The sequence below is a fragment of the Pedobacter miscanthi genome, assembly GCF_032678605.1.
In the GTDB taxonomy this organism is placed as follows: Bacteria; Bacteroidota; Bacteroidia; order Sphingobacteriales; family Sphingobacteriaceae; genus Pedobacter; species Pedobacter miscanthi_A.
In genome coordinates this window covers 43,844-70,152 of the sequence record NZ_JAVTSU010000024.1, presented here as the reverse complement: position 1 = coordinate 70,152, position 26,309 = coordinate 43,844, and the positions used below count along the sequence as shown (strand labels likewise).

Below are 26,309 nucleotides of genomic sequence, written 5' to 3'. Positions count from 1 at the left end.
TGTCATCCTGAACGCTGGTGAAGGATTTTCGTCGCCTTGGTTCGTGTCTCCACGAACCACTTTGCTTAACTTATTTTTTATGATATTACCGTTGTTAGCCTGTATATAGCTCAAGGCTTTACTTATTGTTCGTGGAGGCACGAACCATGGCACAGGTCTAAAAACGTAACTCCTGGTTCAGAACTTTATCTGTCATCCTGAACGCTGGTGAAGGATTTTCGTCGCCTTGGTTCGTGTCTCCACGAACCACTTTGCTTAACTTGTTTTTTATGATATTACCGTTGTTAGCCTGTATATAGCTCAAGGCTTTACTTATTGTTCGTGGGGGTACGAACCATGGCACAGGTCTAAAAACGCAACCCCTGGTTCAAGACTTTATCTGTCATCCTGAACGCTGGTGAAGGATTTTTGAAATATAATAAAGGTCTGTGAGGACACATACCCTGGAGTAAATCTGTACGCACCTGTGGTAAAAAGACAAACGACAAAATGACGAGAAAATTCAAAGATGACAGCATATTAATCCTGCCATCCCTGATCAATTGAGCTGCATTAATATTTAAATACTTTTCCCTCTACCATTACTTCCTGACGGCTGGCATCAAAGGTTGCCTTTCCTCCCGTGCGTACGGCAGCATTCGTCATGATGTTGGCTATAGAGTGCTGATAACCTGCTTCTACAGGAGCATGAGGCTCTTTTCGACTGCGGATACACTGCAGCCAGTTACGCATGTGGTTAGAACTTAATACATCGGCACCTGTATTAGCCGAGGCTGCGGCTGCAGATGGTGCAGCAAGTTTGATGTCGGGCAGCAGGTTTGGTTTCATTTTCATTGCCGCGGCTGCGCGTGCAGTTAAACCACCCTGTGGCGATATGGTATTGGTAATCAGGTTTAACTCCCCACCGTTTGAATAATAAATCTCAGCTGGTTTTTCGTCGCCATTGTGCATTCTTGAAGTAAATACCACCTGAAAACCTTTGGTCATATCATCAAGCGGACCGTAATCAAAAACGGCTGTGGTGGTATCCCAGTTGCGGCGACCATCTTTCCATTGGTAAATACCTCCGTTTGCGGTTACACTACGCGGATGAGATAAACCGGTAAACCAATGTACAGTATCAATCTGATGGCTCATCCATTGCCCGGGCATCCCTGAAGAATATGGCCAGAAAAGACGGTATTCCAGGTATATCCTCGGATCAAACGCTTCGTACGGCCGGTTTAACAAAAAGCGTTTCCAATCGGTATCTTCTTCTTTTAATTTCGCTACCAGATCCGGACGGCGCCAGCGGCCTGGCTGGTTAACATTCCAGCTTAGCTCTACCATGGTAATATTGCCAAATTTGCCCTGTTTAATAAAATCTGCAGCTGCCTGATAATTTTGCCCGCTTCGGCGTTGCGAACCAATCTGTAAAATCTGTTTAGAAGACCTTACCGCTTTTAATGCAGCACGGGCATCTTCCATGGTTTCGGCGAAGGGTTTTTCGCAGTACACATCTTTTTTATTGTTTACCGCTTCTATCGCGTGTGATGCATGGGCAAAATCGGGCGTACTGATGATCACTGCATCGAGATCTTTCAGGGCATAAAGCTCATCGTTGTTTTTGCAGCTTGTAATACCGTGACCGATTTTATTTTTAATATAATCGGCTCCTAAATTACGTCGGTAATTCCATAAATCAGAGAGCGCAACAATATCAAAATTCAATTCTTTGTTGTGGTTTAAAAAACATGGAAAAAGCGTATCCTTAAAGCGGTCGGAAAAGCCGACTACCCCCACCCTTACCCTATCGTTGGCCCCGATGATATTGGCATAACTTTTTGCCGACATCCCGAAACTACCTACATAGGTTCCGGCTGCAGCAATTGCTGCCTTTTTTATAAAATCTCTTCTTGATTCTTCCATCGCGCCCATTATTGAAGTGTTTTTATTTTAATGTTTTTGTACGAAACCGTGTTGCCATGATCCTGAATCAGGATATGTCCTTTTTTAGCCTCACCAAAGTTTTTCCACGTTTTGTATTTACTGCCCGCAACCAGTTTTTTAAAATCGTCTGATCCGCGTTCATACTCAACCACCTTTACACCGTTTAACCAATGTTCTACGTGGTTATTAGGATAAACCCTCACCTCACCACTGTTCCATATGCCAATGGGTTTAATTACCGAGGCGGGTTTGTTAGATGGAATAAGATCGTACAAAGAGGCGAGCTTGCGGTTACCGTTTTTACCGAGTTTTGCATCCGGGTGTTTTTCATCATCCAACACCTGGAACTCTAACCCAATGCCTGATAAGTTGGTTTTCTCTTGTTCGGTTACAAAATATTTGATGCCGCTGTTGGCACCTGGTGTAAGTTTAAAATCGAACTTTAATATAAAGGCAGAATATTCAGCCTTGGTCACAATATCGCCACCTGAACCCTGTTCTTGTCCGTTTGATGCCAATACCGTTAAAATACCGTTTTTCATTTCCCAGCCTTTGGCAGGAAACCCTTCTTTAAAGATGGCACGCCAGCCGGTTGCGTCTTTGCCATTCCAAAGCAATTTGAAGCCTTCTTTTTTTTCGCTTTTGCTAAGAACATTTTGTGCATAAGCTAAGTTTACGGCAAAAAAGCCCAAAAACAGCGTAAAAATTAACCTGTAGTTTTTCATTGAATTTAATTTATAGTAATTGTTTATGTGTTTAAAGATTTAGTTTAATAGTGCGCCAGGAACTTAAACCCACATTAAGCAGGAGAGAAAAAAGGTTCCATTAGTATCCTCCATGCTGACGGTCATAGCATTTGCAATTTGATTGCCTTTACAAGTTTATAATTGGTTTTCTACTGCCAAAGTAAGCCAATGCACCTTGTAAAATATGTTCAATTTATTGTTGATTTGTCTCATTTTACCTGAGCAAAAGGCGCAAAAGAAGTTGATTACCGGAACTAAAAACTCCTTTAAAAAAACACAACCAGACAAACAAAAATGGAATCAATCCATTAAAAATCAATAATTTACAACAACAAAAATTATTAAAAGGGAAGCACAAAAGAAGGAATTATACGGTTATAAACCGTAACAAAACATTCACTTGTAAGAGGCGCCCTGACTTTGCCAGCCCTTCCTCCCTGTGTATAATTGTTTATTTTCGGAAAAATAACCAAATATCAAAAAGACAATTTATACCTTAAAATACATGATCAATTTTCGATTATCTACATTTTTTAAAAAATCCGTAAAAGGCATTCGCCCAACAAAAAACCAAAAAAATTTAGCTGCACAAAAGCCATATATACCAACTTTGACTACCCATCTTGTTTATTTGCTGATTAGCTTTTGCCTTGTTTCCTGCGGATTAAAAAAAACACAATCTGCAAATTCGAATACTGAAAACACTGCTCCTTTATTGATAAATCCTGCCCTGCCGGGCGATAATCCTGACCCTTCTATCATCAGGGTAGGAAAAACCTATTATGCTACTTCTACTACGAATGAGTGGGCACCCTATTTTACCATTTATAAATCTACAGACCTAAAAAACTGGAAACTGATTAACCACGTTTTCCCTAATGGTTTTAAGGATATGAAAAACCAATGGGGCGAAAACAATTTCTGGGCTTCGGAGTTGGTTTACGATCAAAAACAGAACCGGATTTATGCCTATTACACGGCGCACAACAGGGAAACAAAAGGTAATCCGGGTTTACAATGCGGCACAGCATGGATTGATGCAGACCAAATTGAAACGGGTAAATTTACAGATAACGGCCCTGTGATAATAGAGGATGAATGCGGTGCAATAGATGCCTTTGAGTTACAGCAGAATGGTAAAATTTATGCCTTCTGGAAAAATGACGGCAATGGTTGTGGCAAAGAAAGCTGGATCTGGAAACAGGAAATTAACGAGAGCCGTACAAAACTACTCGGCCAAAAGAGCAAAGTTTTTACCAATAGCCAGCCATGGGAAACCGGACTTGTTGAAGGTGCTTGCTTTTTTACTTTAGGAGAATACGTTTATAGCCTTTACTCTGTTGGTGGCTGTTGTGATGCCAAGTGCAATTACAAAACAGGAATTGCCAGAACTAAAGACCTAAATAGCGGTGTGTGGGAGAAATACGGCAATAATCCGATTATGGTAAGCAACGACAAATGGAATTGTCCGGGCCACGGTACTGTGGTAAAAACTACAGATAACAGGTTGTTTATGCTTTACCACGCCTTTAATAAAAATTACGATGTTTTTGTAGGCAGAGAAGGCATTATTGAAGAATTAGTTGTTGGTACGGATGGCTGGCCTGTACTGCATAATGCAACAGTGCCAAACCGACCCAAAGCTGACCTGAATTTTTCGGACAACTTTAAGAATGACAATAAACTTGATCTTGCCTGGCAATGGCCTTCAAAATCGCAAAGGCCAGCCATGTCTTTTGATAAAGGATTACACCTTGCCGCTTCTAATGAAAACCACGCGCTTGGTACCTTTTTGGGACAGTATATTAAAACAGTAAATTTTAGCATTACAGCTGAGGTAAATCCTGGTGCTGCAAAAACAGGTATCTGCCTGGGTGGTGCCATTTTTAAAAGCAAATGGCCTGGTGAACTCGGCGGCATAGGAATTACCGCTTCAAAAGAAGGTTTTATTGTTTTTGATAATTTTGAAGGAAAATATACGATTCTTAAAGATATTAAAGAAAATTTATCAGGATCGGTTGAATTAAAAATGCAGATCAGCGACGATGGAAAAAAGATTGAGTTTTTCTATAAAAAAACAGGAAAAGAATGGTCTAATTTTTATAGTACAGTATTTTTAGCAGCAAAATATGTACCCTGGGGAATGGGTTACAGGGCTGGTATTGTGGTAAAAGGAGATTCTTCGCAAACGGGCTCCTTTAACAATTGTAAAATAGTGAATAATTAATAAAACCTCTGGAATTTTAGTGAACCTATTGTTTAGCTACATAAAAAACTCAGGCGAGCTAAGGTGCCTAGGGTGGTTGTAAAAATAAAAAGCAGGTTTAATTGATCACCTAAGAACAGTAAAGCTATTGAAAAGATCTTTTGTTGAAGGGTGATACATATGATCGGTGAGACACCCACCATTAGGAAAAATTATCTCAACCGAAGCAACGCGGAGTGTAGAGATCTTTGATACATTCCCTTACCGCTAATGAATCCTATAAACAGGTCAATAAGCATATTCCAACCCAAAATACAACTTCAATTACTGAAATGGTTGACTTGAAAAATAATAAACTTCGTTTCTTCTTCATTTTTTCAAATATACTTGAATTTAGCAAAATTTATTGGATTCCCAAAATAAGTTATTAGTTCCAAACCTGAGTAAATAGGCCTGCGCAAGGCTTATAATTATATTTCTATTAGAATCTGTCATGTTGAGCTTGTCGAAACGCCATGTAAATATGGTCGGTGAGACACCGACCATTAGAAAACAGATCCTTCGACAGGCTCAGGATGACAAATCTATCAATGAAACAAACAATTTTATGATCAAAAGTTATCTCCTTTTACCATTGAATTTGCTGATCTTCATCAGGTATGAGGGTATTTAAATCGCGTTGCATGGACAATGTACCCTCTACCTTATATTTTAGCCTTTGGCCGGGCACTGTTGTATAATCCTCAAATTCGTACGATAAAAACAGTGTGGTATAAACATGTTTTAAATAAGGAAGTTTTGGATCCCATGCTTCATCTCTGGTATAATAAGATTGTGATGCACCCAATTTAAATTTATTGTTTACCGCGTTATCACTCCGGATTTCTAGTTTCTTCTTTTGAATATCAATTTTCTCATCGGTAAACTTAATAAACACCTTATAGTTTTTACGATCCAGGTAATCGATATCTCTGATTCCGGCATAAAGGAAAATGGTTTTATCATCCACCACAAAAGTGCGGTGCGTATTTAACGTTAAAGGTTCGGTATCACCTTCGAGGTAGATTTTATATAAAGTACCGCCATATTCGCCAGAGTAATCGTTAAAAGGCGTAATCCGCAACATGGTACGGCGGTAATATTTATTTGGATTTGCCTGATAATCGTAAGATGGATCGCTTAAAATCTGTAAAGGCAATACCCACTTATCCGCCTGATCGAGGTCGCCAAGGGTAAAATCAATTGGGATGGTCACCGTACTTACTCCCGCCGGGGCATCAACGCTCGGTGGCATGGTGTAATACTTGTTACCCAATTGTTTAAAATACAATTCCTGGCGATGCCCGTATTGCTCCTGGTTTAATTTTGCCAGCGTATCCGGATCTAAACCAATATGTATGGTCCGGTTTTTAACATTAGGCGTAGAACCGCTGATAATTACCGGAAGGTTAAAGCGCAATTTACCCTGGGCATTATAACGGATATAACACCAGGTTACCCCTTGTGCCGTTGGGTTTGATTTAAATGATGCCATCTGGACGAATTGCTCGTCTTTCCACTCATCATTACAGGAAACAAAGCCTATCGCTGTTGTTACCACTAAAAATAGAATATATATACTCTTTTTCATCGTTTTAAATGCTAATAAATTATTCAGGATTTGTCCAGCCCGGATTTTGGGTGAGGTATTTGTTGCGTTTTAGCTCATCGTAGTGAATAGGCCAAAACCACATTTTAAGCGTAAAAATGGAAGGCAGAGAAGGTGTTTCTACCACAGTATGAAAAAGATCTGCCTGCAGTTTGGTGGCATAGGCATTGTATCCATAAACTGGTGCCGACTCTTCCGATTGGGCATCTGTCCAGCGGCGAAGGTCGAAATAACGTTGTCCTTCCGCAAATAGTTCAATCTGGCGTTCTCTTTTTAATTTTATCCTGAATTTATTCGGATCGGCATATACATCTCCTGCATAATCTGCTAATCCTGCACGGATGCGGATGGGCTGGATTCCTCTTTTCAATTCTGAAATATTCCTTGATATGGTCTGTGTACGGCTGCCATCCCACGAAGGAATGTTGTAAGAGCCGTTTAATTCATTTAATGCTTCGGCATAAATGAGCAGTACTTCGGCATAACGGATGGCAGGATCTACTTTAGGCTTCATCCTGCTCTGATCGTATGCTGTAACGGCCACATTACTAATATCATCGGGATGCACATATTTTTTTATCCCCACTCCTGTACGTGGCCAGTAGGAAGTATTTTTATAGCCATTTGGGTCGCCACGGTAGTAAAAGATCTGCATATTGCTCTTTTCATCCCTTACACTTTCGGCATTTAATAAATTCCATGTAGAGCCATTGTACGAAACTGAAGCATAAAAACGGGGCTCACGGCGGGCATATTGTTTATTTACACCAACGCCCAACGGACCCAATTCGGGAAAACTGGCGAGTTCTTCCTGTTTTACATAACCCGTTGCCCGTGGTGCGGAGTTGTAGCGACCTTCGTAACCCTGTCTGCCTGCGTACATGCTGTTCATTCCGGGGATATCGCTGCCATCATTCATATAATAAGCATCTACCTGTTTCTGTGTCATACCATGCGAATTATAACCTTTTCCTTCCAGACGTGGCAATTGATGTAATACCAGCACATTGATACCTTCTCCCCCCTGATTCTGGCCATGGGTAAAAATCAGTTCGGGATTTTGATAAGCGGGAACTGTTCCATTAAATAAAGAACGGTACGATTCGAAAGGATCGATATCGCTCCAGCCGGATGGCCAGGCAGCGTTGGAAAAATTAGCATCAAAAGGTGGAGTAACGGTTGCCGGATAAGCGGCATCTCCACTTGCTTTTTTATAGGCTACGTATAAACGGTACTGTCCAAGATCCATCACATCTTTTGCTGCTGCCGCTGCCCTGGCCCATTTAGATTCATCATAAGTTCTGGAAAGTAAAGGCTTGCCCTCTTTATTAACCATGGCTGCTGCCAACTCTGCAGGCGCTTTACCATTGGCCAACGGACTTGCAGCATACAATAATATTCTGGCCCGAAGCGCTAAAGCAGCACCACGGGTTGGCCTAGCTACCTGCTGTATACCTTGCTGAAGGGAAAGCCCTTTGGCTGCTTCTGCAAGCTCGGCAGCCAGGTAAACCGCACATTCTTCATAAGTATTTCGTGGCTGTGCAATGTCATCGTACTCTTTTGTATAATCAATACCTTCGTTGGGTACAATAGGCACCGGTCCGTAGGTACGAAGTAATACCCAGTAAAAATAAGCCCTTAAAAAACGGGCCTGCCCTTTTAAATCGGCAATTTCTTTTGCTGTAAATTTTGTATTGATATCGATATTATTGATAAAAATCGAGGCCTGTCTGATGCCTTTATAGGCGGTATTCCATATTTCTTTACTTTCGCCATTCAAACCATTTTCGGTGTACTGCCCGTTTTTCCATCTTTTGTAGCCGTCACTTTCATCACCGTAATACATATCATCGGCAAAGTTAAAGGGTATAGATTTTTTGCTGCTTACATCCTGCATATAGTTGCTGCCCAAAAAGGAATATGCCTGTGCCAGCCACCTGTTTGCATAATCGGGATTGGTAAAAACCTCTTCGGTGGTTAACCTTTCATCAAAAAGGTAATCTGAATCAAGAAATTTCTTACATCCGCCAACGGTTAAAATTGCGCCAACGAAGCTTAATACCATTATTATTTTTTTCATATTCTTCATTGCTTATAAATTAACTGATACGCCTAATGATAATGTTTTACTCAACGGATATACTTTCCCAGTTGAACTACCCAGCTCGGGGTCCCAAAGTTTAAATTTGCTGAATGTGAACAGGTTGGTACCTATAAAAAAGAACCTTACGTTATTAAGATGCGCCTTGTTCACCAGGCTTTTGGGTAAAGAATAGCCAATATCCAGTGTTTTTAAACGCAGATAAGAACCATCTCTGAGCCAGTAGGTAGATGAGCGGTAGTTGTTTGCATTTGGTCCGTAGGTTAAACGTGGATAAGCTGCATTCGGGTCTTCATTTGCACCTAAAGTCCAACGGTTACTGTTGGCCACCTCACTCAGGATATTTCCCCAGTTCTGCCCCAAACTAAACATGTAAACAGAAGAACCATTAATAAAATAAGTCGACTTTCCGATGCCTTGAAAATGCACATTAATATCTAAGCCTTTCCAGCTTGCCGACATTCCAAATCCATAAGTAAGGTTCGGCCTGGTGGTAGCACCTATGGCTACAATATCGTTATCATCAATTACCCCGTCGCCATTAATATCCTTGTATTTAATATCACCGGGCATTACGTCTCCAAAGCTTTGCCTCGGACTGTTGCGGATATCATCATAATCTTTAAAAAGACCTAAATCGATCAGCCCGCGAGCCTGGTCTACCCTGTGCCCTTCCTGCAGTTTATAAGCGTAAATGGTGTTTTCTTCATCCCTTTCGATGATTTCGTTTTTGCTATAGGTCGCATTGCCACGTAGCGTTAAATCGATATTATTGATCTTTTGTTTAAAGGTAAAACTGCCATCAAATCCATGTGCTTTTACTTCGCCTACATTGGCCGATGGATTATTTTCCAGCCCTACAAATCCGGGTAAAAAATTCCGGCTCATGTAAATACCTTCACGGCGTTCGCGGAAATAATCTACCGCACCGCTAAACTTGTCGTGGAACAATGAATAGTCGATTCCCAAATCTTGTTTGGTTGCCACCTCCCAGGTTACATTAGGAGAAGCTACAGAAGAATAACGGATCCCCGTCCATTGGTTTGAAGAGTCAAAGTCACCGAAATTATAGCCTCCTGCAGCCATTTGCTCTAAACTGTACAGGTAAGGAAACCTGATATTCCCTAAATTATCATTTCCTGTTTTTCCATACGAATAACGGATTTTGAACATATCTACCCAACCCAGTTTTTTGATAATGGGTTCCTCACCCACATTCCAGGCGCCCGAAATGGCTGGGAAAAAGCCGAATCTGTAATCTTTATGAAAATTTTCGGAACCGGTATAACCAAAATTATAATCGATATAATAACGTGAGTTCCAGTTATAGTTAACACGGCCTGCAAAGCCCTGATTCCGGCGGGCAATTCCGTTTTTAAGATCAGTACCGATGTTTTGGGTAAAAACCTTGGAAGCCTGGGTATATTTAATCACAGCGCCGAAATTATGAGCACCGATGTTCCGGTTATAATGCGTTTCCCATTCGAAAAACTCATTTTTGTTCCCATCCGAACCAGAAGATTGTGTCATTTTCTGTTCTTCTTTTATCCGTTTAAACACCAGCTCGCCTGCGGTATTTCGGTAACGGTTGGCACTCCATAATTCAGGGAATTTATAACGCCTGATATAGTTGTTGTTATAGGTATCGTAACCAAAACGACCCACAAAACGAAGGCCTTTGGTAATGAAATCAAGCCCCTGGTTTAAATTTAACGTGGTTTGGATATTGTTGCTCCAGCTTTCATTATAACCGGTCATGGTACCCTGCACCCATGGATTAAAACGGTCCATATCATTATCTGGATTATTATCCCCATCATCGCTGGCAGGAATTTTTCCATCCGAGTACCGCAGTGGTGAGGTAATGGCATTGTAGCCCATCAGGGCGGTCCATATCGCATCGCTACCCACCCCTGGATCGTTTTGCTTGCGTAATGAGCCTGATACGCCTACGGTTAACAAGGTAGATTTGGTAATGTCCATATCTACACTTAAACGATAAGTATATTTGTTAAAACTGGCATTGGTGTTATAATCTTTCAGGGCATCATCTACCTTGTACATTCCCTGCTGGTTCTGGTAACTTCCCGATAAATAATACCGAGCAGTTTTTCCACCACCGCTCAGGTTAAGGATGCTCCGCTGACTTCTTGCGGCATCGCGTAATACCACGTCCATCCAATCTACATTGGGAAACAAATCAGGATCTAAGCCCAAACGTAGTACTTCAAGCTCCGTACGCGAAAAAAGAGGTTCCTGGTTTCTCACAATTTTTGCTTCGTTGGCCATCGATGCATAAGTATATCCATCAACAAACTGCGGAAGTTTGGTAAGCGTATTATAAAAACCTTCTACCTTGGCATTGATGTTTACTTTGCCTTCTTTACCGCGTTTGGTTTTGATTAAAATTACGCCGTTAGCTCCCCTGCTACCGTACATGGCTGTGGCAGAAGCATCTTTTAACACCGAAAAGGATTCTACATCTTCTACGTTGATTTCGTTCATATCGCGCTCAAAACCATCAATCAATACCAGCGCGGCATTACTGGCTCCAAAAGTAGAAATACTACGTACCCAGAATTCGGAAATACTGCCCGGCCGGCCTGAAGTTTGCATGGCCTGAATGCCTGGAACAACGCCAGCCAATGCATCAGCCATGGAGGTAGAAGGATTGGACTTGAGCTGCTCTACATTTACGGTTGTAATGGCACCTGTAATGGCGATTTTTTTTTCGGAGCCTGTAGCGGTTACCACCACCTCGTTAAGTACACTGGCATCCGATTCTTTTAAGGTAACATTTACGATGCGCTGCTCCTTTACCAGCACTTCTTTCTTTTCGTAACCCACATAACTAAACACCAAGGTTTGGTAGGCAGGCATTTTTATGCTGTATTTTCCATCTCCATCGGTAATGGCGCCCAAGCCTGGCAGGTTGCTCACGCTTATGCTTACACCCGGAACGGGCAGTTTTTTTTCATCGGTTACCACCCCTTTCACAATTACATCCTGCGCCAGTACATTAAAGGAAATGCCAAGCAACACCATGCATGTTAGTAAAATAAATTTCATCATTATATTTTGCATGTTTATAAATTATTCTTCTTTAGCTATTTTGCGGATCAGCCAGTTACCGGTATCACCCACGTAAAAACATTTCCTGGTTTCATCATAAGTAATGGCCTGTGGATTATTAAAGCGGGCTTCGGTACGTAAATCGCCATCGGCATAACCGCTTGTACCGTTATTTCCCCTTCCGGCAAAGGTGCTTACCCTTCCCTGTGGTGTTAAAGTGCGGATGGCGTGGTTTGCTTTATCGCAGAAATAGAAATCGTACTGATCTCCTCCTGCTGCTTCGTAATCTGGATTTTTAACAAATACCCCCTGCACCGGACTATTTAACCGGGCATTGGTACCAATGCCATCGGCATAACCGGCGGTACCTGCAGCGCCACAAATGGTATAAGGCGTTTTAAAAGTTTTGGTTACGCGGTCGTAATCGGTACGCATAATGAAATGTTTTTCAAATTCTACCAGGTAGGCATAATCTCCTGAAGGATGCATCACCATGTAAACGGCTACCGCACTATAGGGATTGGAGAATACCAGTTTATCTTCTTTGGTATTAAAATCGTACCTGCGGATATCACCGGCTCTATACCTCGAATAATACAGTTCCCCGTTTTGCGGATGAACCATGGTACCGTTTACCCCACGGGCATAAACCTCGATGGCTTTCTTTTGAAGGAAATTTGATTCGCGGGTAAAAATGTAGTTGGCATTTTTGGTGTCGCTTGAATGGTTGTGGGAAACAATCATATCCTGATTGCCATCAATCCTCCAGTTGATGATGGATACCCTATCGAGATCGGTTCTGAAATAACTTACATATTTCTTCTCAAAATCGATGAGGCGGCAGCTGTTCACATCGCCTGAAAAATAGAGGCGGTTTGGGTTTTTAGGATCGAGTGTAAGCCAGGTGATGCCTTTAAATGCACCACAATCGTTAAATGGACCTTCTTTTTCCTCAAAATTGCTGGCTACCTGATAATATTTACCTAAAAAAGTAGAAACCAATAGTTTCCTTGTATAAGAAAATACTTCTTTTGATACAGCCTGGGCAAGTTGCTGTTTATTGCCATCGAGGATGGTGATTTTGATGTCGCCATCGTAAGCTTCTTCCGGAATGATGCAGTACAGGCTATTGTTTTTGAGGCCGATAACCTTGGCCGTCTTTCCGCCGATGGTGACTATTATTTTAGAAATGTCGTTCCCGAAATTATCGCCATATATCACCAGGTTATTTCCTACACCACCCTGTTTGGGGTAAAAATCTGTAATCACCACTTCTCTGGAGGGATCATAACCAACCTCTTCCTGTAAATTTTCCCGTTTACAATGTGTTAAAGAGAGTACAATCAACCCGAGCAACATCCAATGGATTTGCCGAGACCTGGTTTTAACATTGTTTTTTGTTTTCATATACCTATTGCTTTAAATCCGGCTGAGGCCGGGTTACACGATAATTGGTTTAACCCGCTCATGGTGCAGGGGAAACCGATATGGACTGTTTAATAAGGTGTTATTTTTAAAATTTCCGGGCCATGGCGTCTCCTTAAGCCGGATTTAGCCTTCTCCCTGTTTGTAAGGGCAACATTAAAATTGTGTGGTGATCCCGTTGGATTGGTTAAGCAGCACGCCATCAAACAACATCCTTTTCGGAATGGGCAAAGCAGTAGCTTTCGGCATGATGAATAACACGCCGCTCAAACTTCTGAATTGAAGCATATGCTTTTTGCCGAAATATTATGCTCTGTAAAGCAACCTAAAACGCCTTTTTATACGTCCTAAATCGTTTTTATAATAGCTTGCAACATCATTAATATGGATGAATAGCAGAAACATTAGGGCTTTCCTATTTCATTTTAGGTTTTGATTGGAATGAGCTTGATCCGTAACCATGCTTTTAGGATTAACAGCAATACCTTGAACGCTATTAAACCTTAAGAGCAATACCAGTAAGTGGCCTGCTTTTGATATTTGTTACGGCACCAATTACGGATTATTTTTGTACTGATACGAAGAATGTACGCAGAACTGATAAGTATTTATTGAGCATAATGTAAATTTAGTTTTAAGTTCCCTGATTTTAACTGGTTCTGGATAAGCTGTAGAGGATTATCCGTCTGAAATAAGTAAATTGCTTCTCATAAAAAATTATTGACACTGCAAAAGCATGGTGTTGCTGGTTGAAGAAATTTGCAGTAAGGTTTGCTATTTGGTTAATTGAAATCAAAGTAAAGGAATCCTGTTTTTATTATCTGTTCAACCTTTTGTCGATTTGTCTCAAATTTCCGAAACAGAACACATGCTAACTGATTATAAGAGACTGTAAATTAGACTCAATCGACTAGTATGAACAGGATAATGGAAAGGTTATTTGGGATCTGTGGCGTTAGGCTAGCGTGGGATGGTGAGAAGCCACATTGCCGGATTGACAAAGCGCTTTGGGTAATTGGCGCCCCAAAATGCGCAGCATTCTTGAACACCATTAAAAACAACATTAACTGTGAAAAACTACCTTGCCGCCGCGGCATAGCGCGGGAAAAGAATCTTTATAATTAATTGTGTCCACACGATAGCATAAACCGGGATGGGCTGTTCCTCGTGATTACGCCAACGTTATTGAATCAGTTAATGGTAGAGATTAGCATTCCAAATGCATCGGAGCGTTAATTTGCGGGCGTGGGATCGTCATTTCGACTGATTTTTAGAAATAACCAAAGAATTGCAGCGTCTGCTAAATTTAATCCGTTTGAAGTGTAAGCGGTAAGCTGAAATAAAAAACAGATCCTTTACCAAACTCACTTTCTACCCAAATCTTACCCTGATGAAGGTGGATAATTTCTGCGCTCAGGTATAAACCGATACCAAAGCCGGCAATATTTTTTGTATCGTTAGATTCGACACGGAAGTAACGGTCGAATATTTTTTCAGTATCTTGCTTTTTCAATCCCATGCCTTCATCAGTTACGCTAATAATGACATTTTGATCCACTTTTTCACACTTAATGCTAATCGCTGTTCCTGCCGGCGAATATTTAACTGCATTGCCTAATAAATTGGCAATAACGGACCCGATTTTCTCACGGTCAGCATACAATTGTAGTGCAGCAGTAAACTCGAATTTTATCTGGTGCGTGCTCACAATCAGCCTGGTTTCGGTAATTACTTCCTCCAAAAGCGTTTCAAGGTTAAACTGCGTCAGGATCAATTGGATTTTTCCAGATTCCAGCCTGGAAATATTCAAAAACCCATTAATCATATTACTCATGCGTTTAGCCTGGATGGCGGCTTTATCCATTGCCCCGGCAAGAAATTGATCAGGGTAATCTTTTAGTTTGTATTGGGCAAGCTGTATAATGGCATTAAGGGATGTTAATGGTGTTTTGAGCTCATGACTCACCATACCAATAAAATCATTCTTACGGTTGTCATCTTCTTTTTGTTCGGTTAAGTCGGCAATGGTACCAGAAACATACAGCGCCTCACCACTTTCGTTATAATGAGCCTTACCATTCGATCGCAACCAGCGGGCTTTACCTCCATCCACCGGTTGTATCCAATACTGTTCCATAAAACTTTCTTTGTTTTCTATTGCATATCTGATGCTGTTTTCTACCCTTTCGCGATGTTCGTCGGTAATCATCTGCGTAGCCTGACTTAAAGTGATTTCCTGATTATCGTGAAGGCCGTGGATTGCCCTCGTACGCGGAGTTATAATTAAACGGTCGGTAAGCAGATCTTTTGTCCAGATTCCGATTTCAGATGCTTCAATAGCCAGCGTAATAAGTCCTTCTGCTTTTTGCAGATCATGTTGCACATTTACCATATCGGTTACTTCGAACACGAAAACCATTATGCCATCTACCTTACCATCAAAACCTTTGCGGGCCTGGTAAATAAAATTAAAGTACCGTTCCTCAACCGCCCCTTCCGAAGTTCTGGCCAGTGGAATCAATAAACTATTGCCTTCAAAGGTATTGCCCGTATCATAAACCTGCTGCAGAATATCCCAAACGGGCTGTCCATTAATTTCAGGGATGGCATCCAATACCTTTTTACCCAAAAGTTCCCGGCCAGGAAATAAAGCCTGATAAAGCGGGTTTACGAGTTCGAAGGTTAATTCCGGACCATCAAAAATGCAAATACCGGCCGGGGCTTGCATAAAAAAACTATAAAGCCTCTCCCTTTGTATTTCTGCAGCAACTTCTGCGGCTTCCAGTGCCTGTTTATTGTTTAACTGATCGGTTACATCTTTTGCGGTATGCATAATTGCATAAGGCTGGCCATCGCTATCCTTTATGGCCCGGTACCAATATTCGTAATAGGAAGTTTGTAAATGTCCATCAACCTTTGTTGTAGCAGGAATTACCCCCCTATTGTCAATTCCTGTCCGTAACACCTGTTGAAGCATTTTTTTAAAAGGTTGCCCTCTTAATTCGGGAACTGCATCTTCTAATGCCATACCGATAATATTTCGGGACTTTCCCTAAAACGCGATCATTGCATCATTTGCAGCTTCTATAACAATATTATCGCTGGTATAAATGGCAAACGCTTCTTCACCCATGTTTAAAATTGACAGAAGTTGCTTATCGGTTAAGGAAACGGGCATAAAAAACAGAAAAATGAATTACTATAACAAAGTAATTAATAATTTGTTTAAAAACACGGTTTAGAGCTAAAGGTAGTAACATCATCCAGGAAGACATCAACCTTAAAAACCAACAAATACAGGGTAAAAAATTGATTATCAAACAACAATAAAATTTCCAATCAGGGTTTAGTTATTGCTGAAAGGGTAAAATTATAGATTAAGCTTTGTCCGTTGCCTGAAACAATAGCTTTAGCCGTTTTGCCAATCCTGGTATAAGCAATTTTTTTCGGGAAATCGTGTTCAGGGTTCTCACAAACAAAGGCATCTTTAGTAATAGATGTAAGCTTAAAATCAACAGGTTTTGGCTCGCCGGTAATGGTAACCGTATAAAAAATATCGCCGCCTTTGATACCCAATTCGAGCTGTTCTATAAAAACAGGCACATTTGCTTTAAGGGTTACACCTTTTCCGATCAACTTGGTGCCGGATACTTTAGACCAATTTTCGTAACCTGACTGGCCGGGTTTTGAATTGGTGCGCTGCCATTGACCAATCAGCCATTCTAGTTTTTTAAATTTTTGCGTGGTGCTTTCCTGTCCTCTGGCAACATTAATGCTTCCCAGAATAAATAATACAGCGGCGATTAAGCGAAGTTTTTGAATTTTCATGTTTTTTATTTCAAAAGTACAACCGGCCAGCACTAAGGTATTGTACAAAACCGACATGAAAGGCATTTATTTATTAAGAAAGAAGTTGGCCATATTGGGTGCTTCAAAAAAATAGGTGGATGGATCTTCTCCGGTAAAAGCCTTAAAATTGCGGATAAAATGCGATTGATCGTAATAACCTGATTCGTAGACAATTTCTGCCCAGCTTTGTTTTTCCGCCTTAATCAGCTGAAAAATGTAATTAAAGCGGATAATTCTTGCATAATATTTTGGGGAAAGGCCGATATAGCGTTTAAAAAGCCTTTGCAACCGGCGTTCGCTCATTTCTCCTGCCTTACAAAGTTCTTTAATGCTTGCCTTTCCGTTTGAATTAAAAATAAGCTGGAGTACCTGTTCTAATGGATTATTGGTAGCGGTATTACTTAATAACAGAAAATAGTTGTCGAGGCGCTCTTTAAGCTGTTGTTCACTTTCAAAAGGGAGAAAATGATCTTTTAGCCCTGCCAGTTGCGGATTGGGAAAGCTATCTAAACCGACGATCTGATTCAGGTAATTTTCCATATTGAGGCCAAAAAATTGTGTTAATGCCGCCGGTTTAAGTTTGATGGCAAATGAGCCTGTTTTGCCTGTATTCTCCAGGTAAAAGTAGTTGTCGATTTGCCCCGCAAGCAGGTTTGGCGTTTGTGTATACCACGAACCGTTTATTTTTGCCCTGTAAACTTGGCCATAATTAAAAATAAGTTCTGTAAAGCCATCAGGAATAATTTTTTCGAGGTGTGGTGTGGCGTCATCGCTCTGCATCATCCAGTAACATTCTATAAATTTTTCGAGGTTTGGATGAGGAGCGATCCTGGTGAATTTCATGAGGCGAATAACTGAAACGTAAATATAATATAATTCTGTATCAACCCAATCAGGCGATTCCCTTTCTTACCGGCAAACATTTTTGCGTAGATGTGGGTTTCAATGAGGCAGGTAGAAATGAATACCCATCGTTTATCATGAGAAAATTACCAATCGTTGTTCTGGGGTTTATCCTATTGTTTTCCCAGAACCTGAAGGCACAGTTCAATTTTGAGCAATTGATCAGGTCGGGGCCTGCAGATGCGGAGCGGCTTGTAGATGCCTATTCGCGCCCGCTCTTATATGGTTTTGGCCTTGGGATGAATAGCGGCTGGAGCAATACTGCCCAAACACTCGGGCCCCTCCATTTTGATCTTCGTGTAATTGGCACGGGTTCGCTCGTTCCTTCTTCCAAACAATCTTTTGATGTTACACAAATAGAACTATCGAGTAACCTTCGCCCATCAGATCCCTCTAAAGTTATTTCGCCAACCTTTACCGGCGATACCAGGAACAATGGCCCCTGGATGGATCTTTTTGACGGAAACGGGAATAAACTGATTGCTTTTGAGCTTCCTAAAGCAATAATTGGCCGTTTTATCCCCACACCGCAGCTTCAGCTTACTGCGGGCTTTTTTGGCAATACAGAAATTATGCTCAGGGCAGCACCGAAAATCCGTTTAGGTGAGCATTTTGGGGCTATCTCGCTTTTTGGTATTGGTATAAAGCATAACCTGGTGAGGGATTTTATCCCGAAAGAAATTAAGAAAACACCATTTGATCTGTCGTTGCTATTGGGTTACAATACCTTAAAATATAGCAGGCCGCTTGATTTGCACCCTTTGCCGGAAATGATACCTGAAAATGAACAGCAAATTGCTGATTTCACCAATCAGGAGGTATTTGCGAGGTTTGATAATTACCTGCTGCAGGCCACCATCTCTAAACAATTTTCTGTTTTTACCCCATTTTTATCCATTGGTTATAGCATATCGGGAGCAAGGCTTGCATTGAAGGGTAATTTCCCGATTGTAAACAGCATAAGGGATAACCAGATTGCGTACATTACTTATTCAAATCCTTTTGGACTGGAAAGAACCTACCTGAGAACTTTTCGTGGTGATGTAGGTTTTCAGGTTAAACTGCCCGTTATCCGGATATATGCTTCTTATGGTTTTTCGGGTGGATATGGTATGTTAACCGGTGGGCTGGGCCTTGGTTTTTAAACCACAAACCAGCTCACCGCTGTGATGACCAAATTAATAGTTAATTGGATGTTTTTTTGGTATCATCGTTATTGATGCTCCGCTCATTTTTTTTGATGGAACCTTTAAGTTTTCCAAATTTCCAGTTAAGTCCGAAGCTAATGCGCCTGAAGGGATTTTCGCGGATACGTTCCTGTGTAAAGTTTACACCTTCGGTATAACTTCTGTAAGCCCTGAACTTTTGGAAAGGGTTGGCAACCATGGCAGAAAAAGTCAGTTTATCTTTAATAATGTCTTTACTCCCGCTAAATCCCAGGTAATAATAACTATTCGATTGGCCTTGCAACATCACATCAGGTGCACCATAGTTAAATGACAGGCTGGTTTTCCAGGTTTTTTCGAATTTATAACTGGTGGTGAAGCTCGAATAACCGGTTAGGCCATTATTTTTCGCGAGCGTACCATTAATGATTCCTTCCAGCCAGATGTAGTTGAGGTTTGCACTTACATTAAGGTTCCATTTGGCCGTAATGGGATAATTAAAATTGGCATTTGTTCCCATTAACCTGCTTTTACCAATGTTAAATGAAGTTACCCTGGTGAGGTTCTGATCAGCCAGGTATTCAAACACCTGCTGCTGGGTATTGTTGGCAAAATTATAACTCAAACTTAAATTGAGTGATCCTTTTTTGAAATTGCTGTAGGTTAACTCGAAATTATTACTCAGTGTGGCTTTAAGGTTAGGATTCCCAAAATATTCGAAATTTGGTTTTGATTTATCTACAAATGGATTCAAATCCCAAATCCCCGGACGCTGGATCCGCTGGGTAAAGCCGAGGCTCAGGCTTTGGCTATTTTTCAGGGTCCTGTTAAGAGAAATGGAAGGAATCAGGTTAAAATAATCGGTTTTTACGGTGGTATTGGTACTTTCAAAGTTACCGGTTACATAAGTCCCCTCCAGCCGCGCACCGCCCTTAAAAGTCCAGTCTTTAAGCTTTAACGTATAAGTGTTGTAAACTCCAAAAATATTCTGGTCATTTCCATAAACATTGCTCTGCGTAGGGTCTATCTGGTAATCGTTTTGTGCAGGGATATAGTTCAGGTACTGAAAATTGCTTTCCCCATTTCTTAAAATTGCTTTTACGCCGGCTTCAACCGTTAATTTTTTAAATGGGTTTACATAATCAACCTGAATGGTTTGCTCTCTGGATTTACTGGTATTATCCTGTCTGTAATTTAAACCGGTAAAGTTTATTCTATTGCTAAACATCACATCGTTATTTTGTGGCTCCGAACTATTGAAAAACTTATAAGAAAACGTTAAAAGATGTTCTTTTTTATCGCTGAAACTTTTTTGATAATTAAAGGTATAATCGGTGCCTCCCCACTCATATCTGGTCCGGCTGTCCATATCGTAAGCAGATAATACGGCTCCATCACGGAGATCAAAATGCTGGTTAAGGTCTTGCTGGTTATAACCGCCATAGGGGTTTACCTCTACCGTAATCAGGTTCAGGGAATCAATTTCATAACTTAGCTCTCCACCTCCCCAACGCCATTTATTATCTATTTTCTGAAAACCAAGTGAATTAAGGCTGGAAGGAACTGCCGTATTCCGGCTATTTCTGATATCGCTCATTTTGATGCCCTCCACCTGCCATACACCGGTTCCGCCATAGAAATTTGCCCCAAACTTACCCTGTTTTACGGTAAAGTTCATGTTTCCACTCGGACCGCCGGGAAACTGGTAACGTGCATTTACATTTCCATTGTAGCCATTGTCCATCTTTCGTGAAGTGATGATGTTGATAATGCCAGATAAACCCTCGCTTTCATATTTGGATGGCGGAGTGGTAATTACCTCTATTTTTTGTACGCCAGCAGCGGGCATGCTTTTCAGGTATTCTTTAGGATCGCGGGTTAAAATGCCTGATGGTTTGCCATTAATCAGGATGCGGTAATTGCCCGTTCCTTTCAGTTTTACATTATCATCTGCATCAACCGATAGCAATGGCACTTTACGCATCATATCAATCACTGAGAGCACTTTGCTTTCCGGATCTCCCTGAATATCATAAACAATGCGGTCTGATTCTTGTTTAATCAGCGGTTTGCTTCCGGCAACCGATACTTCGTCCAATTCGTTGCCAGCAGGTGCCATATTTATTTTGCCCAGATCGTGATTAGCTGTCACTTTTATAACAAGCTGTTTTGACCGGTAACCCAGTGATCCTATAATGAGTTTATATTGCCCTTCGCTGATTCCGGTAAAGGCGAATTTTCCCTGCGCATCTGATACCATGCTCTTAATAACGAGGGAATCTTTTTTAATGGCAACGGTAAAATATTCCCCTGGTTTTTGGGTCAGGCTATCTACGATCACGCCGCTCACCTGGCGTTTGTTTTCCTGCGCCTGTAAGGTATTTAGGGCTAAAAAGCACTGAATGACCATTAAAATTATCAAAAAGGATCTGCTCATAAAAAGTTTTTTTTCCGGTACACAGCTTATTCTAAGCTGCTGCATACTAGATGCAGAAATTTAAATAATGTTGCATCTGTTCGAAAAAATTAACGCGAACACATTAAAAATCAATAAAATAAATTCATGATTGTATTCACTTTTCCATTGGCGAGAATGAAATTACCTTTCGTTGAAAATACATGCCCTAAACCTTGATGACATTGCGAAATTTCAATCCTTAAGGTCTCTCTACTCCGTTTGGTAACCCGAAAGTTTTCTAATCTGATAGAAAAACCGTTCAATTAACCTTAAATCATGCGTTACAATTTCAGCATTACCTTTAAGTTCTTTATCAAATGGAAGCATTTTATGATAAGAAGTTTCCAAGCCTTTTGGCAGCGTTACATCAACATAATAATTTCCTTTTTCATCAGGGGTAAAAGATATGTTTTGCACTCTTCCCTCTATAATACCATATTCCTGATAGCGGTAATTATCCAGTTTAATCAGCACTTTTTCTCCTTTGGCAATTTTCCCTGAATTAACGGCTGCAACAGACAACCTTCCAATCAATGCTTTTTTATACGTGGGCAAAATGGATAAAATGGGATCTCCCCTTTTTACAAATTGGTTTTCACCGTAAAATTGTTGAAAACTGGCAAGGCCTTCTGTTGAAGAAACCACCAGGTAATTTTGCTCCCAGGCCCTGAGCGAGCGCCTTAATTGCTCGAGTAACTGCAAGGTTTGCGAAGCATAACTGATTTTGTCTTTCTCAGCATTTATTGTTGCACCACTACTTGTTTTATGGAGATTGGAAATGGCTTCTTCTGTTTGGGATAGTGAGATATCTATACTTTCTAAACTTTGTTGCGCCTGTAAAAATTTGATTTTTTCATTTTCAAACTCAAAAGTGGAAATTACTTTTTTATCAAGAAGCTGCCAGGCACGCTGGTAATTTTTTTTGACCAGTTCATATTTAGAAAGTTCAAATGTTTTTTGTCGTTTTAAGGCAACTACTCTGCTTTTATTTGCGACCAGATTTTGTGCTGTGGCTATGTTTTCGGGCGCATAAGGTTTAAGCCTGTCGAACAGTTTTTCATCCTGAAATGCCTTTGCGAAACTATTGTAATCGCTTTGCAACTCTCCTAATTTAAACCTGGAGATTTTATCCAAAGGAAATGAAACCAATTGACCGGAAGGGATAGAATCAATCAGTTTCTTGAACTCCAGCATATCAGTATAATTTGCCGTAGACTGTAAAACCATTAATATCTGGTCTTTTTTTACTTTTTGATAATCTTTAATGAATATTTTTTCAATTCTGGAGTCTGTTCTGATTTGTAGTTTTTCGGGAGGATTTTGTGAGGTAACGATAATGGTTGCGGGTACAAATTCCGGATATTTAATAAAATAACTCATTAATAAAATCATTAAAATGATGGCCAGCATAACAACATTACCCCAACGGAACATCCAGTGTGGCGGTTCTGCCAAAACATCCTGCACAGCTTCGGAACGAAGCGATACCTCATCCAATATATCTTTTTTAGTTTCCAAGTTCGAGCTGGTTTTTAATCAGTTTATAATATTCGCCTCTTTTTGCAACCAATTGTTCATGATTACCTTCTTCAACCACCAATCCTTTATCGAGAACGATAATTTTATCGGCATGTTTAACCGTCGATAACCTGTGGGCAATTACTACTGCGGTTTTTCCCTTAAAAAACGCTTCGAGGTTTTCGATAATTACCTTTTCGTTATTGGCATCTAATGCGCTGGTAGCCTCATCAAAAAAGATATATTCAGGCGATTTGTAAACGGCCCTGGCAATAAATAACCTTTGCTTTTGGCCACCACTTATGCCTATGCCCTCATTGCCGATTTTTGTGTTATAGTTTAAGGGCAAACTTTCTATAAACTCCTGTATGTTGGCAATTTCTACAGCCTTTCGCAGTTTTTGCTTGTCTACTGTATCATCGCCAATGGCGATGTTATTGGCAATGGTATCGTTAAATACATAACTCTCCTGCATCACCACTCCGCAGTGGTCGCGCCAAAACCGTGGTGAGATATTTTTCATGTCGGTACTGCCAATTTTGATTTCACCTTTATCGGGTTCGTAAAATTTCGTCAGCAGTTTTAATAAGGTGGTTTTTCCGCTCCCGCTTGCGCCAACAATAGCGGTGGTTTTCTGAAAAGGTATAACCAGGTTTAAATCCTGAAAAACAAATGCGTCCGAACCGGTATATCTGAATGATACATGATTCAATTCAATATCTTTTTGAGCAATTTCAGTGGCGTATTGTTCATCACTACCTTCTTCGTTTTCTTTATCGTGAATTTCACCCAGTCTTTCCAACGAAATTCTGGCATCCTGTGTTTGTTTAATAAAATCTATGAGTTGCATTAAGGGACTGTTTAACTGGCCAATGATATATTGTACCGAAAGCATCATACCCAGGGTAAGGTTGCCACTCAAAACTAGTTTTGCAGCAAGGAAACTCACCAGGATATCTTTTATCTGATTAATAAAACCACCACCCACAGATTGCCACTGCTCTAACGAAAGTGCCTTTATTTTTATCTTAAATAACTTTACCTGTAAAAATTCCCAGCCCCATCGCTTTTGTTTTTCGGCATTATGCATTTTTATTTCCTGCATGCCATTAATCAGTTCTATCACCGTGCTCTGCTCCTGTGCAACCTGAGCAAACATCTTATAATCGAGTTCTTTTCTTCTTTTAAGAAAAAAAACAATCCACCCTACATACAAAAGCGCGCCCAGCAGGTATACGATAAATAAGCGGTAATCGTAAATGAGGAGTATAATGCTAAAAATAAGCAGGTTTACCATCGAGAAGAGGGTATTGAGCGAGGAGCTGGTTAGCAATTGTTCTATCCGGTGGTGATCGTTTATCCGCTGCATAATATCACCAGTCATCCGTGTATCAAAGAAACTGATCGGAAGTTTCATCAGCTTAATAAAAAAGTCGGAAATGATTGAAATGTTAATCCGGGTAGAGAGGTGTAGCAAAATCCAGCTCCTAATTATTTCGATGCCCATTTTACCGATAAAAAGCATCACCTGGGCCAGCAAAACCAGATAGATAAAGTTAATGTCCTGGTTTTGTATGCCTACATCAACAATACTTTGGGTAAGGAAGGGAAAAATAAGCGATAATAAACTTCCGGCCAGTAAGCCAACTGCCAGCTGGATCACAAGTGATTTATATTTTAGTAAATACCTGAAGAGGAAAGAGAAGCTTGTTTTCTTTTCTGTTTCTTCGAAATCACTGGTGTAAAATGCAGGGCTTGTTTCTAAAATAAGGGCAATACCTTCTTCTGTATTTTCGTGGGCATTTTCGCCGATCCAGTATTTTATAAATTCGGCTTTGGAATAGGTAATTAAGCCATAACCCGGATCTGAAACATAAACCTTACCAGCCTTGTCGGTTTTATAAACTACCACATAGTGGTTTTTATTCCAGTGTACAATGCAGGGCAATGGTGCATCAGTCAACAGGGTATTGAAATTTATTTTAACACCCAATGTTCTAAAACCTAAAGCCTCTGCTGCATTACTAAGGCCAAGCAAGCCACTCCCTTCTCTGGTGGTTTCGGAAAGGGTTCTGATTTGGGGTAACGCAATGCTTTTGTTATAGTGTTTGGCTATAATGCGCAGGCAGGTTGGTCCGCAATCTTTACCATCGGGTTGTTTATAAAATGGAAATTTTTTAAGCTTCATGTGCCTTTACCTTTGTTGCAAACCGTAATGTTGTATTGCTTTTTGTTTAAGTGGATTTGTGCTCCATTCTTCCCATTTATTTGTAGAGGGATTGTAGCCACATTTTAGCGGTTTGGATATATCTAAACCTGCGTGGTTTGTATGTGTACGTTCTGTAAATGCCCTACAATCTGTACATACATTTCTAAACTCACAATCCTTGCAAACCATAATATCATTTTTGGTGATGTTCCAGTAAGCCTTAAATTCTTTAACATTTAGTACATCTTCTAAAGAAATATTATTGATGTTGCCGAAAACCTGAGGCATTGCCGGACAGTTTTTGATATTGCCATTGATATCAATCCCTATTTTTTTATTAAGGCAAGAATTATGATTAACGGCTTCTAAAACCTTCATCAGGTTTGTATCAAAATATTTGAAGTCTACTTTTCCGCAAGAGTTGATTTTTAGATCTTGACTGGTAAAAACCAGGTTAAATTTGAAAGTACCCACAACCTCAAATGGAGCTTTATCGCATTTATGAAAGATCAAACTGTAAATTCTTGTACATTTTTCATTCAGGGTTTTTATAAAACCATCATCAACCCCCAAATGGTATGGAGAGAAAATCTCAATGCTTTCTAAACATGACTCGTTCAATGCATCCTCTAAGGTTAAAAAAGATATTAACGAAAGTTCACTTTCACAATAAACGACCAAATGTCTTATTCCTAAATTTTCTATAGATTGCAACAGCTGTGGCGATAGCAATAAATCAGCAGTTTCAATAAACATATTGGAAATTGTGCTGGCGTCGCTAAATGCCAGGGATAGTGGCGGAAAATTTTCATCCCAATTATTTTCGGTAATAAAACCGTACTCTTTTTCCAATAAAAAGTTTAGATATTCCTGTACAATTTCTTTTGATTCTTCATCATAAAAAGCAAATACTTCTTCAATAGAGTTGGCTTGCAACTCTTCAATAATGTTATTCAATTCTAAAGACTGCAACTCAGAATTGTTTCGCTGTAAATCGGAAATCAGGATTCTGTTAACGCCTTTTGTGATCAAAATATCACTAAATAAATTAAAGTACCTCATAACAATCTGCTAATTGG

General features: G+C 40.3%; 15 protein-coding genes. 2 read left to right on the top strand and 13 right to left on the bottom strand.

The window, feature by feature from the left end; all coding sequences use genetic code 11:
• Positions 1 to 552 precede the first annotated feature (552 nt).
• Both R2R28_RS25750 and R2R28_RS25745 read right to left on the bottom strand, forming a co-directional pair.
• Positions 553 to 1,908 (bottom strand): Gfo/Idh/MocA family oxidoreductase, encoded by a 1,356-nt coding sequence (locus R2R28_RS25750; protein WP_316828527.1) that lies wholly within the window; start codon positions 1,906 to 1,908, stop codon positions 553 to 555.
• A gap of 8 nt (positions 1,909 to 1,916) precedes the next feature.
• Positions 1,917 to 2,654 (bottom strand): DUF1080 domain-containing protein, encoded by a 738-nt coding sequence (locus R2R28_RS25745; RefSeq protein WP_316828526.1) that lies wholly within the window; start codon positions 2,652 to 2,654, stop codon positions 1,917 to 1,919.
• Positions 2,655 to 3,180: 526 nt separating this feature from the next.
• On the opposite strand from R2R28_RS25745, the gene R2R28_RS25740 reads away from it, so the two are divergent.
• Positions 3,181 to 4,902, top strand: a complete 1,722-nt coding sequence (locus R2R28_RS25740; RefSeq protein WP_316828525.1) for a family 43 glycosylhydrolase — start codon at positions 3,181 to 3,183, stop codon at positions 4,900 to 4,902.
• A gap of 607 nt (positions 4,903 to 5,509) precedes the next feature.
• On the opposite strand, the gene R2R28_RS25735 is transcribed toward R2R28_RS25740, so the two are convergent.
• From R2R28_RS25735 to R2R28_RS25705, 7 genes are all read right to left on the bottom strand, one after another.
• A complete protein-coding gene (locus R2R28_RS25735; RefSeq protein ID WP_316828524.1) occupies positions 5,510 to 6,511 on the bottom strand; it encodes a DUF4973 domain-containing protein in 1,002 nt (333 codons plus the stop codon).
• Positions 6,512 to 6,530: 19 nt separating this feature from the next.
• Positions 6,531 to 8,609, bottom strand: coding sequence for a RagB/SusD family nutrient uptake outer membrane protein (locus R2R28_RS25730; protein ID WP_316828523.1), 2,079 nt, complete (start codon positions 8,607 to 8,609; stop codon positions 6,531 to 6,533).
• A gap of 12 nt (positions 8,610 to 8,621) precedes the next feature.
• Positions 8,622 to 11,702: a TonB-dependent receptor gene (locus R2R28_RS25725; RefSeq protein WP_316828522.1), complete on the bottom strand. Its 3,081-nt coding sequence runs from the start codon at positions 11,700 to 11,702 to the stop codon at positions 8,622 to 8,624.
• Between the two features lie 21 nt (positions 11,703 to 11,723).
• Positions 11,724 to 13,109: an IPT/TIG domain-containing protein gene (locus R2R28_RS25720; protein ID WP_316828521.1), complete on the bottom strand. Its 1,386-nt coding sequence runs from the start codon at positions 13,107 to 13,109 to the stop codon at positions 11,724 to 11,726.
• A gap of 1,324 nt (positions 13,110 to 14,433) precedes the next feature.
• Positions 14,434 to 16,155: an ATP-binding protein gene (locus R2R28_RS25715; RefSeq protein WP_316828520.1), complete on the bottom strand. Its 1,722-nt coding sequence runs from the start codon at positions 16,153 to 16,155 to the stop codon at positions 14,434 to 14,436.
• A 311-nt stretch (positions 16,156 to 16,466) separates the two neighbouring features.
• Positions 16,467 to 16,955: a DUF6265 family protein gene (locus R2R28_RS25710; RefSeq protein WP_316828519.1), complete on the bottom strand. Its 489-nt coding sequence runs from the start codon at positions 16,953 to 16,955 to the stop codon at positions 16,467 to 16,469.
• Positions 16,956 to 17,021: 66 nt separating this feature from the next.
• On the bottom strand, positions 17,022 to 17,819 hold the full coding sequence (locus tag R2R28_RS25705) for a helix-turn-helix domain-containing protein (protein WP_316828518.1): 798 nt from the start codon (positions 17,817 to 17,819) through the stop codon (positions 17,022 to 17,024).
• Positions 17,820 to 17,956: 137 nt separating this feature from the next.
• Here R2R28_RS25705 and R2R28_RS25700 point away from each other — a divergent pair, with 137 nt between their 5' ends.
• Positions 17,957 to 19,024 (top strand): DUF6588 family protein, encoded by a 1,068-nt coding sequence (locus R2R28_RS25700; protein ID WP_316828517.1) that lies wholly within the window; start codon positions 17,957 to 17,959, stop codon positions 19,022 to 19,024.
• Positions 19,025 to 19,064: 40 nt separating this feature from the next.
• Here the strand turns inward: R2R28_RS25700 and R2R28_RS25695 are convergent, their stop codons facing one another.
• The 4 genes from R2R28_RS25695 to gwsS form a co-directional block, all read right to left on the bottom strand.
• A complete protein-coding gene (locus R2R28_RS25695) occupies positions 19,065 to 21,482 on the bottom strand; it encodes an outer membrane beta-barrel protein (RefSeq protein ID WP_316828516.1) in 2,418 nt (805 codons plus the stop codon).
• A gap of 231 nt (positions 21,483 to 21,713) precedes the next feature.
• On the bottom strand, positions 21,714 to 23,021 hold the full coding sequence (locus tag R2R28_RS25690; protein ID WP_316828515.1) for an HlyD family secretion protein: 1,308 nt from the start codon (positions 23,019 to 23,021) through the stop codon (positions 21,714 to 21,716).
• On the bottom strand, positions 23,011 to 25,209 hold the full coding sequence (locus tag R2R28_RS25685; protein ID WP_316828514.1) for a peptidase domain-containing ABC transporter: 2,199 nt from the start codon (positions 25,207 to 25,209) through the stop codon (positions 23,011 to 23,013). The genes R2R28_RS25690 and R2R28_RS25685 overlap by 11 nt, the downstream gene beginning before the upstream one ends.
• A 6-nt stretch (positions 25,210 to 25,215) precedes the next feature.
• Positions 25,216 to 26,292 carry a grasp-with-spasm system SPASM domain peptide maturase gene (gwsS, locus tag R2R28_RS25680; RefSeq protein ID WP_316828513.1) on the bottom strand — a complete coding sequence of 359 codons (1,077 nt, stop codon included), beginning with the start codon at positions 26,290 to 26,292 and terminating at the stop codon, positions 25,216 to 25,218.
• Between the last annotated feature and the right edge of the window lie 17 nt (positions 26,293 to 26,309).